General features: G+C 40.1%; 9 protein-coding genes. 4 read left to right on the forward strand and 5 right to left on the reverse strand.

The genetic code is table 11. The features are described from left to right. Positions 1-39: 39 nt before the first annotated feature. The gene (gene recD / locus ACH63V_RS03200) at positions 40-1791 is read left to right on the forward strand and encodes an exodeoxyribonuclease V subunit alpha (RefSeq protein ID WP_396462707.1); all 1752 of its coding nucleotides are present in this window, start codon (positions 40-42) and stop codon (positions 1789-1791) included. A gap of 717 nt (positions 1792-2508) precedes the next feature. Here recD and ACH63V_RS03205 read toward each other — a convergent pair. After that, positions 2509-3807, reverse strand: coding sequence for a serine hydrolase domain-containing protein (locus ACH63V_RS03205; protein ID WP_311070286.1), 1299 nt, complete (start codon positions 3805-3807; stop codon positions 2509-2511). Between the two features lie 212 nt (positions 3808-4019). Between ACH63V_RS03205 and rpsO the strand changes: the two genes are divergently transcribed. From rpsO to ACH63V_RS03220, 3 genes are all read left to right on the forward strand, one after another. Further along, positions 4020-4289 (forward strand): 30S ribosomal protein S15, encoded by a 270-nt coding sequence (rpsO, locus tag ACH63V_RS03210; protein ID WP_001229357.1) that lies wholly within the window; start codon positions 4020-4022, stop codon positions 4287-4289. Between the two features lie 257 nt (positions 4290-4546). Further along, on the forward strand, positions 4547-6634 hold the full coding sequence (gene pnp, locus ACH63V_RS03215; RefSeq protein ID WP_288422346.1) for a polyribonucleotide nucleotidyltransferase: 2088 nt from the start codon (positions 4547-4549) through the stop codon (positions 6632-6634). A gap of 84 nt (positions 6635-6718) precedes the next feature. Beyond that, the gene (locus tag ACH63V_RS03220) at positions 6719-7930 is read left to right on the forward strand and encodes a magnesium transporter CorA family protein (RefSeq protein ID WP_263612823.1); all 1212 of its coding nucleotides are present in this window, start codon (positions 6719-6721) and stop codon (positions 7928-7930) included. Positions 7931-8158: 228 nt separating this feature from the next. On the opposite strand, the gene ACH63V_RS03225 is transcribed toward ACH63V_RS03220, so the two are convergent. The 4 genes from ACH63V_RS03225 to ACH63V_RS03240 all read right to left on the reverse strand — a co-directional run bounded on the left by ACH63V_RS03225 (position 8159) and on the right by ACH63V_RS03240 (position 11237). Further along, a complete protein-coding gene (locus ACH63V_RS03225) occupies positions 8159-8488 on the reverse strand; it encodes a chaperone modulator CbpM (protein ID WP_209045781.1) in 330 nt (109 codons plus the stop codon). Positions 8489-8499: 11 nt separating this feature from the next. Beyond that, positions 8500-9462: a DnaJ C-terminal domain-containing protein gene (locus ACH63V_RS03230; RefSeq protein ID WP_396462710.1), complete on the reverse strand. Its 963-nt coding sequence runs from the start codon at positions 9460-9462 to the stop codon at positions 8500-8502. A 150-nt stretch (positions 9463-9612) separates the two neighbouring features. After that, on the reverse strand, positions 9613-10224 hold the full coding sequence (locus tag ACH63V_RS03235) for a LysE family translocator (protein ID WP_396462712.1): 612 nt from the start codon (positions 10222-10224) through the stop codon (positions 9613-9615). Between the two features lie 137 nt (positions 10225-10361). After that, the gene (locus ACH63V_RS03240) at positions 10362-11237 is read right to left on the reverse strand and encodes an Hsp33 family molecular chaperone HslO (RefSeq protein WP_396462714.1); all 876 of its coding nucleotides are present in this window, start codon (positions 11235-11237) and stop codon (positions 10362-10364) included. Positions 11238-11347: the final 110 nt, after the last annotated feature.

An 11347-nucleotide genomic window follows, 5' to 3' on the forward strand; every position in this document is an offset into this window, starting at 1 on the left:
CATGTGGACAAGCGTGTGGAAAACTAGGTGGATAAGTGTGTGGACAATCTAAATAGCCCTGAACAAAGCGATTTAAGCTGGTTAACGACTTGGAGTACCTTTCTAAATCAAGCCCCGTTTACTGCACAGACACAAGCTCCAGAGGCAGCTTATTTTTTGCAGCAGCTAATTGAAGCGAGCTTGCAGGGTGACAGTTGTATTGAGATTAGCCCAGAGCAAATAGAAACACTTGGCCAACTGGTGATATCTGCTGAACAAGCTAAGTCTCAAGTTGTCCCTTGTGTCCACGACGGGCAGGGGTTGGCATTATACCGATATTGGAACCTAGAGCAACGTCTAGCTGAGCAAATTCGCCGATTAAAGCAACAACCAATTCAACCTGTTTCATGTGAAGAGCATTTAGACTTATTAACTGATCCTCATCAGCAAGCTGCTTTGCAAATGGTGACTCGGCAGAGCTTAAGTATTATTACAGGTGGACCGGGTACAGGTAAGACCTATACGCTCGCTCGTATTATTGCTGTGCTTAGTCAGGCAATTCCGCATATCCGTGTGGCGATGGCTGCTCCGACGGGAAAAGCTGCACAGCGTATGCAAGAAGCCTTACAAAACTCGTTTAATGATCCCAAACTGCTTGAGTCGGGATTAATAAGTGATGAGCTAAGAAACCAAAATACCCAAACTATCCATCGATTATTAGGTATGGGGCATAGTCAAACTCCCCGGTTTAATCAAAAACAGCCTTTGCCTTATGACGTTATTGTGGTAGATGAAGCCTCTATGCTGGATTTAAATCTGGCAACGTTATTATTTGAAGCGGTTCCTGAGTCTTGCCGAATTATTTTATTAGGCGATGCCAACCAGCTTGCTTCTGTAGACGTCGGAGCGGTACTTGCAGATTTACAGCAAATCGAGGCTTTGTCTGAAAACCGTGTTCACCTTCAAACCAGCCGCCGTTTTGTGGAGGGGGCTTTGATTGGTCAGGTTGCCCGATTTATTCAAATGCAGACTAGTCAGATCAATCATGAACAAGTTTTACAACAATTTGAAATCGATATTGTTCAGGTTTCAGAGTTACGTTCAATTCCTTTAGAAGCTGATATGTCCGATGTGGTTCAGCTTGAATATTTGCCAGAAGAGTCACCTATAGAGTTAGAAACTTACTACCAAAAGTTGATGGTGGGTTTTCAAGGCTATGTGCAAAGCCTAAAAGCTTATTTACAAGATGATCGTTCAATTGAGCATATTGAAAATATTGTTAAGTCATTCGATGACTACCGTATTTTAACCGCCGTACGTCATGGACCATTTGGCTTACAGCAACTTAATCAATATGCCGAACGCTGGTTACAGCAACAGCTAGGTATTGTGACTTTAGGAGGATGGTATGTAGGCCGTCCTGTCATGATGACTTATAACGATTACCAGCTCGGCATTTCAAATGGTGACATTGGTCTATGTTTTGAACATAGAACCCAGCCTCAGCAGTTTGAAGTGTATTTCCCAAGTTTAAATAAGTGGGTTGCCGCAAACCGATTACCTAAAAGTATTCAAAGTGCATTTGCCTTAACCATTCACAAATCGCAAGGGTCTGAATTTACACATACTGCTGTTGTTCTCGATCAGGCCGCCAAGAATTTGTTAAGCCAAGAGCTAATTTATACAGCGATTACACGAGCGAAGAAGGTAGTAAGTCTTTTGGTTCATCCAGAGGCTTTACTACAATCTTTTACAGTTCGTACGACCAGGAAAAGCGGTTTAGTTGAAAAAGTTAATCGGTTAGTTCGTTAAGTCAAACTTAATATTTTTGCCCGTGTAAGAAAAAGCTTACATGGATTCGAGATATTTGCTGCTAGAGAACACACCCTGTTTTTGAGATTATAAACGCACAACGAGCTTGGCAAGGAATGTCGGGCAAAATCGCACAATAATAATAACTTAAGTCGAGAGACTGCGAACTTACAATGATGTAGGTGAATAAAGAGGAAACTTACAGCCGCTAAGCCTTGTAGTTTTGGGAGAGACTACAGGGCTTTTTTATATTTTGAGTTTTTATCACGTCAAATAAATTAAATAAATCTTTGTTTGTATCACGCTATTTCTTCTTCTGATTATCAATCATTTAACTCGAACATATTAATATATTTATTTGTAATATGAGTTTCAAATAGTCATTTTTCGCGTGAATTGTTAAGTTAAATGTTATACAGAACCGTACGTTATTTAGCTGTTACAGATAAACGCTAAATATTAGACAGACCTGTACGTTTTTGCTTACATGATGATAAGAAAAATACTACTTTTCTTCATAATTGGATATGACAAAATACATCACATAAGGAAATAGAAATAAAAACAACGGAAGTGAATAAAACAAGAAGAAAGATGCAGAAAGCATCTCACATATAACAAGAAAAACAGAGATAAACACGATAAACAAGAACTACAGCGCCAAAAACCCAAGCAGAAATGCTTGGGTTTTTTATTTTATCGCTAAGTTATAACTATTTAGACTAGATCTGTTTCATGTGAATCGCTACCAAACAATGAACGACGCTGATCTCTAGGAATTCGTGGGCATTGGCTAGAAATTTGATAGAGCAAGTTAGCTAGAGCAGGGAGATGAGTGCCCACTACAGATTTTCCAGTGGTTAACAGTGAAACGCTAATATCGCGCTCTGGGTCGGCCCAACATAAAATATTAGAGAAACCGAGATGACCAAAAGCTTGTCCCGTCATTGGACCAAATAAACCTACTGGATTGCTACCGAGCATGGGACCTAGTGCATAACGCATCGGTATTAATAAGGTTCGGTCAATATTAACTCCTGTGGTGGGGAGGGTTGCTCTAAAAATTGTTTTTTCACTTAAAATTTGCTTGCCTTGGTAGCTTCCCCCACTTAAAAGCATTTCAAAGAAGCGTCCGGCTTGTTCAGCACTGGTATAAATGTTGCCGGCAGGGCAGATGGTATCCATAAAACGGCTATCATTGGTCACATCTACAGCGAGTTGTAAGCCACCACCTAGTACATGATTGAGATAATGATCTGTTCCTAAGCGAGGATGTAAACCTGTTGCACAATTGAGTGCGACTTTGGAGCGATATTCTGGTTTCAAACCATAGTTGAAATAAGGCATATCCATCGGTCTCTCGATGGTCTCATGCACAAATTGGCGAAGGTCTTGTCCTGTGACTCGTTCAATAATTTCACCTAAAATATAACCTGCGGTTACAGCATGATAAGCAAGGTGATTGCCTGCTGGAGAAACGGGTCTTGCTGCATATAAGCGCTTTAAAATTTCATCTTTATCGAAAAGCAGTTCAGGAGTGACTTCTCCATCAACGTAAGGAATGCCTCCCCGATGTGCTAATAAATGAAAGATCGTCGCACGGCGCTTCCCATTTACACCATATTCAGGAATGTAATAACTGACGGGGTCAAGTAAGTTGATTTCACCTTTTTCATCTAAAAGATGTATCAACATGGCAGTAATCATTTTGGATGCTGAAAATAAGCAAACCGGAGTATCCGGCGTTGCGATGATTGCATTATTTTGCAAACCTTCTGGAGAGTTGCCTTGAGCATAGCCAATGCTTCGATTTAATAAAATTTTCCCCTGTCTACGTAAACAAAAAGTAATGAGTGGATAGTTCCCAGTTTTATAGAGTGACTCAATACTTTTCCAGATCTTTTGAACCTGACGTTCATTCATTCCACCTTGTTCAGCAGGTACCTCATCTTTGTGATGAATGACCGATCCAATCTCGTCTGGTACTGGACAGGTGTTGGTCGAAAATATTTTCACACGTCCCTCGCGTTTCTTTCTTTTTATTGAAGGCCAAGTGTGCAGGGTTAAGAGACTGATGTCAGTGTCTAAAATGACAGGTAACTGAAAACAATTTTGCAATCCATATATAGATACCTTAAAATAGGCAACTTGCTGTAGTGATGCACGGCAGTCAGTTGCGCTCAACTGATTCATATCATTTTATTTTTTAAGCATCTCGGAGAAATCGAATGGCTTTAACTAATGCAGACCGCGCAGAGATCATTGCTAAATTTGCTCGCGCTGAAAACGACACTGGTTCACCAGAAGTACAAGTAGCTTTATTGACTGCTCAAATCAATGATTTACAAGGTCACTTTAAAGCTCACAAACACGACCACCATAGCCGTCGCGGTTTGATCCGTATGGTTAACCAACGTCGTAAATTACTTGACTACTTAAATGGTAAAGACCACGAGCGTTACACTGCTTTGATCGGTGCTTTAGGTCTACGTCGTTAATTCGATTTTGCTTTGTTTTCGGTTTATCGCATGTTGCTATGCTTTGTTTCTGGAAAGAAAGTTTCGCCTAATCAACCGTTAGGCGATTTATAGAAGGGGCGCTTGTGCGCTCCTTCTTTGCGTTTAATATTATTTAAAATTTTTGGTCTAGTGTGATGGCTTCTAAGCTTTGTCATTTATCTACCAATAGTTGTAGTCTGAATGCCAAACCTTAGGGGTCTCACTAGAATAAAATTAGGAAAATACAATACATGTCAATGTTTAACATCGTTCGTAAAGAATTCCAGTTCGGTCAACATCAAGTCGTTTTAGAAACGGGTCGCGTTGCACGTCAAGCAAATACAGTTTTAATTACAATGGGTGGCGTAACTGTTTTAGTTGCAGTTGTTGCTCAATCTAAAGCAAAAGCGGGTCAAGACTTTTTCCCGTTAACAGTTAACTATCAAGAAAAACAATATGCAGCTGGTCGTATCCCTGGTGGTTACGGTAAGCGTGAAGGTCGTGCTTCTGAAGCTGAAACTTTAATTTCACGTCTTATTGACCGTCCAATCCGTCCATTGTTCCCAGAAGGTTACTTCAACGAAATTCAAGTAACAGCAACAGTTGTTTCTTCTGACAAAACTATGGAAGCTGACATTGCTGCAATGTTAGGTACTTCTGCTGCATTAGCAATTGCAGGTACACCATTCCGTGGCCCAATCGGTGCAGCTCGTGTTGGTTTAATTAACGGTGAATATGTTTTAAACCCGAATTTTGAACAAATGGCTCAGTCTGACCTTGACCTTGTGGTTGCTGGTACAGAAGCGGCTGTATTAATGGTTGAATCTGAAGCAAAAGAACTTTCAGAAGACCAAATGCTTGGTGCAGTGCTTTTCGGTCATGACGAAATGCAAATCGCGATTCAAGCAATTAAAGAATTTGCTGCTGCTGCTGGTGCAGTGGAATCAACTTGGGTTGCTCCAGCTAAAAATGAAACACTTCGTGAGCAATTAAAAGCAGCTTTCGAAGCTAAAATTTCTGAAGCGTATACGATTGCGGTTAAACAAGATCGTTATGCAGCATTAGATGCACTTTATGCAGAAGCTTTAGCTCAGTTCGTTCCTGAAAATGACGAAACTGGTCTTGCTGATGAAGTAAACGAATTATTTGAAGACCTTAAATACCGTACAGTACGTGACAACATCTTGTCTGGTAAGCCACGTATTGATGGTCGTGATACTAAAACTGTTCGTGCGATCGACGTTCAAGTTGGCGTATTAGACCGTGCACACGGTTCTGCATTATTTACACGTGGTGAAACTCAGGCGTTGGTAACAACAACTTTGGGTAACACACGTGATGCGTTAATGGTTGATACGCTTTCTGGTACTAAGACTGACAACTTCATGTTGCACTACAACTTCCCTGCATACTCTGTAGGTGAAACAGGTCGTGAGTCTGGTCCTAAGCGTCGTGAAATTGGTCATGGTCGTTTAGCACGTCGTGGTGTTCAAGCAGTTCTTCCTGCCGCTGACCGCTTCCCGTACGTGATCCGTATTGTATCTGACATTACTGAATCTAACGGTTCATCTTCAATGGCTTCTGTATGTGGCGCATCATTATCTCTTATGGATGCAGGTGTTCCACTTAAAGCACCAGTTGCTGGTATCGCAATGGGCTTAGTGAAAGAAGGCGAGCGTTTCGCTGTACTTTCTGACATCTTAGGTGATGAAGACCACCTTGGTGACATGGACTTTAAAGTAGCAGGTTCTGCAAACGGTATTACTGCACTTCAAATGGACATCAAGATCGAAGGTATTACTGAAGAAATTATGGAAGTTGCGTTAAACCAAGCATTTGCTGGTCGTATGCACATCCTTAATGAAATGAACAAAGTAATTTCACGCGCTCGTCCTGAAATTTCAATGCATGCTCCAACATTTGAAGTAATTACTATTAATCCGGACAAAATCCGTGACGTAATTGGTAAAGGTGGTGCAACTATCCGTCAAATTACTGAAGAAACTAAAGCTGCAATTGATATTGAAGATAACGGTACAGTTCGCGTATTTGGTGAAACTAAAGCTGCTGCTAAAGCTGCGATTGCAAAAATCCAAGCGATTACTGCTGAAGTTGAACCAGGTAAAATCTATGACGGTAAAGTTATCCGTATCGTAGAATTTGGTGCGTTCGTAAACATTATGCCAGGTACTGATGGTCTTCTTCATATTTCGCAAATCTCGAATGAGCGTATTGCGAACGTAACTGATGTTCTTAAAGAAGGTCAGGAAGTGAAAGTACAAGTTGCTGATGTTGACAACCGTGGTCGTATCAAATTGACTATGAAGGATATTGAGCAAGCATAATTGCTTAACTCACTAAAAAAGTCCGCTTGATGCGGGCTTTTTTTATGGCATGATGCAAGTAACACACAAATAGATCGACGTGGTATGCAGGTTTATTATTTTTATCGTCATCAAAAGGATGGCTATGTTTTTTTGAGCCGAGAAAAGCACACTGAACATGTTCTGGAGTTTTTCTGGATTGATAGTGTGAGATCTGATGTTGTTAACCATAATGAAGAATGGCAACAAGAAATTCAGCAGCTTGCAGATGTCGCAATTAATGAATTTCATATGCGAGATATTGCGAATATTGAGCACCCTTGCGCCTTTGATACGCTTGAAGAATATGACCTGCTTATTTTTAGAAAGCTTGTTACACCTGATGATGAAATTAAAAATGGGGAATCACATGAGAGTGTATTTGGCTTAGCCACCACGCCAATTAGTTTTATTTTTACCCCTAAAGTTCTCATTAGCGTACGTGAGCAGGGCAACAAGTCGATTGAAAACTATATTCAACGTCTTGAAAATATTTTATGTAAAACTCTAGAAGAACAAAACAAAACCCGTAAGTTGCCTAATTCACCTGTAGATTTATGTTTACGTCTGCTGAATAGCATGGTGGATGGTTATCTTGATATTCGTTCACCTTTAACCAGAAGGGTTGAGCACTGGCAGCAACAATTATTACAGGGCAATCGCCGTTTTAAACAATGGCATCAACTGTTTCATGAAAACATGGCCTTTCAACAGGTCGAAAACCTTTGTGAAGAACAAATTGAAACCCTACAAGAGTTTCGGGATGAAATTGTAGAAAATTATCATCATGTGATTGGTGAGCGGACGCATAGTTCTCAAGATCTTCTGTTAGTTCGTTTGAATGATTTAATGAGTCATGTCGAGCGTATTCAAAAACATACTTTACGCTTACGGAGTGCGATTCAGTCAGCGATTGATTTGCATTTCTCAGCAATTGCGAACCAGACCAATGAGAACATGCGTATTCTTGCCATTATTACGGCCGTATTTGCACCTCTCACACTTCTAACCGGTATTTACGGGATGAACTTTGAGTTTATTCCAGGGCTTAAATCGCCAGTGGGTTTTTGGATTATGCTCGGTGTCATGTTGCTCAGTACGGTTTTATTGCTGTACTACTTCTATCGACAGCATTTGGTGGGACGTGGTGAGAAAAGTGTTATTGATTTATTGGCGCAGCAGCATCGTGAAGAGCGTATGAATTTGTTCTGGTTTTTGGAGTATGAACCGATTAAGCAGACTTTGAAGGAAGTGGAGAAGATTACTCGGTTGAAGTAATAGGAATTTTCAAAGATCAGTAAAGTTGATTTGTTAGTACTGCCTCAAATTTAGGGATTAATTTGATACTTATTGTATAGGCATATCCTTACTTTTGACTGGGCAAAAGTAACAAAACCCCTTTTTTGGACTGACGGTACATCCATGTTACCGCAGTCCAAAAGGCGGCATCCATGCCGCCCATCACGTTAGCTCATGCCTTTTTGAAAAAGTTATTGAGAAAAAATCTTAATGAAAATGCTTCAACTGTTTTCTAAGCTGTTGCACTTCATCAATCAAATCTAACATCACCGCAACTGCTGCAAGGCTTGCATCAAAGTCTCGTTGTAAACGATACGCTTTACGAGCGCGGACGACATCTTCACCCATGAACTGATGTTTTTCAGGGGTATTTTCAATCGCTAAAATATCGTACTCAATGAGCTCTAGAATCCAGTCCGGGCTTTGACCACAGGCTTGAGCAAATTGTTGCAAGTCAAATGTACATTGTTCATCAACGACTTCAGCACTAAAGGTGTGGCCGTCACATACAATTTCTCGATAATGGATGGTTGTCATGATCTTGCTCCCTAATGAGATGAACGAGGTTCGAATGAAGCAAAGGCTTCTGCCAATTGCTGATACGCTTCTTTTTCTTTTTCAGAATGCGCAGGTGGGAATACAATATTTAAAATTAAATAAAGATGGCCTGGCGTTTTATTTGGTATCCCTTTGTCTTTTAAACGTAGCTGTTGTCCTTGTTTTGCATTTTTAGGTAAATTGACATGTAACGACCCAGCAGGTGTTTTTACTTCAATACCTTGACCTAATGCTGCCTCCCACGGTGCTACGTCTATAGTTAAATATACATCACTGCCTTCCACATGAACACGGTCTGTATCTTTATATTGAATCTCGATATAAAGATCGCCGTTGGCACCACCATTGATGCCACTTTGTCCTTGTCCGCTTAGGCGAATTTGTTGGCCTTCCTTCATGCCTTTAGGTATTTTCACCTGTAGGGTTTTTCGTTGTACCTCAGGCTCACCATAAACATTCACAGTCGGAATTTGTAAGGTAATCTGTTGTGTTGATCCATGATAGGCAATATCAAGATCGACCTCTATGCTGGCATGTTGATCTTCACCTCGGTAACTACGTTGTTGTCTTTGGTATTGTTGTTGCCCACCGCCAAAACCAGCACCAAAGCGACCAAATAAGTCTTCAAAACCGCTAAAGTCAGCTTGTTCACCACTGCCGCCTGTAAAGCCCTGACGATAAAAACGCGCGCCATCAAATCCACCTTGAGCTGCACCTTGACCAAAGTCATTAAAGCCCTGTGGGTGATCTAACATTTGGTCATATTCAGCTTTTTTTTCTGCATTGCTTAACGTGTCATAGGCAACATTAATTGCCTGCATCTTTTCTTCTGCATCTTTTTCTTTGCTGATATCGGGGTGATATTTACGAGCTAATTTCCGATATGCTTTTTTAATTTCATCAGCAGAGGCTTCTCGTGTAACCCCTAATTCTTCATAATAATTTTTGGCCATAATGTTTTATCACGATGGTGTTGTTTATTTCATTATGAAACAATTTTTAAGGCTTTCAATGAGCTAGATTGTATAAGAGTTGTTCTCTTACAGAAATGGAGAGGCAAGGTGTAAGAGACATAAGTCGATTAGGGTTATGCCTCTCAATCTTTACATAAAAGTCTGATATAAACCGTATAAGGCAATTAATAAAAGCAATAGACCGCATAAGCCGAGTATTTTAGGGTATAAGTGGCTGTTAGAAAGGCGACGGAAAAATACATAAACCAAAGATAGGGTTAAAAAATCTAAAATAATCCATGTCAGCGTAAGAAGGGTCAAACTGAAATTTAAGTTAGGTGAAATAGAGACAAACTGAGGAAAGAAAGCCGAAAAGAAAATAATATCTTTAGGATTTGAAATACCCACCAAAAAGCCTTTTTTAAAACCACCATTTTGGGCAGAAACAGTTTGTATTGACTCAGGATGCGGAGCTTGGATGACTTCTCTAAGAATACTAAATCCTAAATAGCCAATATAGAGACAGCCTAAAACACGAACAATATTTAAATAGCTTTCATTAATACCGAGTACACCTTTAAGCACGAGTACTGAAATAAAAATTAAAACTAGTGAGGCGAGGTTTGTACCAAAAATGGTTTCCAGTGCTTTTTTATAGCCGCCTTTAAGCCCAGCGCTTGCCACTAAAATCATGACTGGGCCAGGGGTAGCAATCATAATAATGACACTAAAAATAAAGAGAAAATAATCAAAATAATTCATGAAATATAAGCATCTTGTTTATTAGGCTATAAAGTAAGCTCATATTAACTGATTTAAAATAAGATGCTGAAAATTATCATCAAAAAACTATAGATAAATAAAAAGGCGGTTTGACCGCCTTTTTATGAAGTGAGTAATTAACTCAAATGTTCGCCAAATAAACCCAGTGCTTCCTCAGCAGTGAACTCGTAACGAGTGTTACAGAACTGGCAATCCATTTGAATTGGGTTTTGAGCTTCCAATGTTTCATGAACAGCATCAACACCAATTTGAATGAGTGCTTTAGCACAACGTTCTTTAGAACACGTACAGCCAAATTTTAAGTGTTCAACTTCTGGTAAGCGTACTTCTTCTTCGTTATAGAGACGATACAAAATTTCATTCGCTGAAAGTTCTGTTAATTCTTCAGGCTTAAGCGTTTCAGTCAGCATAGTCAAACGTGGCCATAGGTCTTCATCAACTAGTTTTTGCTCTTCCTCATCATGACGAGGTAATAACTGAATGAGTAAACCACCAGAACGTTTAGCTGTACTTGCCAATACAATACGAGTTGGAATTTGAGCAGATAAATCATAATACTGCATCAAACAACCCGCTAGATTTGTTTGGTCAAGAGGTACGATCCCTTGATAACGCTCACCATGCTCAGGTTCGATGTTAATAAATAAAATTGGATTAACTAAAGCACTAAGGACTGTACTGCTGTCAGTTGCTTCAACAAAACGTGGATCTGTTTCGTAGTCTGCTAAAGCGCGAACTTCGCCTAAATGGTTACATTCAGCCATAGCCCATTTAAACGAGCCGCTAGCCTGGATTTGCAAGCTGATACGGCCTTTGATTTTTAAAGTACTTGCAAGTAATGCAGTCGCGCTCAACATCTCGCCTAGTAGAATTTTAACCGCAGGCATGTAGTCGCGTTGAGCTAAAATAGTTTGTAATGCTTCTTCTAGATGAACTACTTCACCGCGAACAGGAAAGTCCTCTATATAAAAGCGTTGGCGTAAATCAGACATAATATTCTCCAGGGCCCTAAGCAGATTATAACAACTTCGGTTTAATCAAGCTTAGGGAATGCAGCGAAGCTGCAAGCAGGACAACGGCAACTTTTGTACCGATTGTCGCA

This window comes from Acinetobacter sp. ABJ-A23_2 (genome assembly GCF_044538765.1).
Lineage (GTDB): Bacteria > Pseudomonadota > Gammaproteobacteria > Pseudomonadales > Moraxellaceae > Acinetobacter > Acinetobacter nosocomialis_A.

Coding starts and splice junctions, on each gene's coding strand:
- ACH63V_RS03225 (WP_209045781.1), bottom strand. CDS start 8,488: ATGACAACCATCCATTATCGAGAAATTGTATGTGACGGCCACACCTTT.
- rpsO (WP_001229357.1), top strand. CDS start 4,020: ATGGCTTTAACTAATGCAGACCGCGCAGAGATCATTGCTAAATTTGCT.
- ACH63V_RS03220 (WP_263612823.1), top strand. CDS start 6,719: ATGCAGGTTTATTATTTTTATCGTCATCAAAAGGATGGCTATGTTTTT.
- pnp (WP_288422346.1), top strand. CDS start 4,547: ATGTTTAACATCGTTCGTAAAGAATTCCAGTTCGGTCAACATCAAGTC.
- ACH63V_RS03235 (WP_396462712.1), bottom strand. CDS start 10,224: ATGAATTATTTTGATTATTTTCTCTTTATTTTTAGTGTCATTATTATG.
- ACH63V_RS03230 (WP_396462710.1), bottom strand. CDS start 9,462: ATGGCCAAAAATTATTATGAAGAATTAGGGGTTACACGAGAAGCCTCT.
- ACH63V_RS03240 (WP_396462714.1), bottom strand. CDS start 11,237: ATGTCTGATTTACGCCAACGCTTTTATATAGAGGACTTTCCTGTTCGC.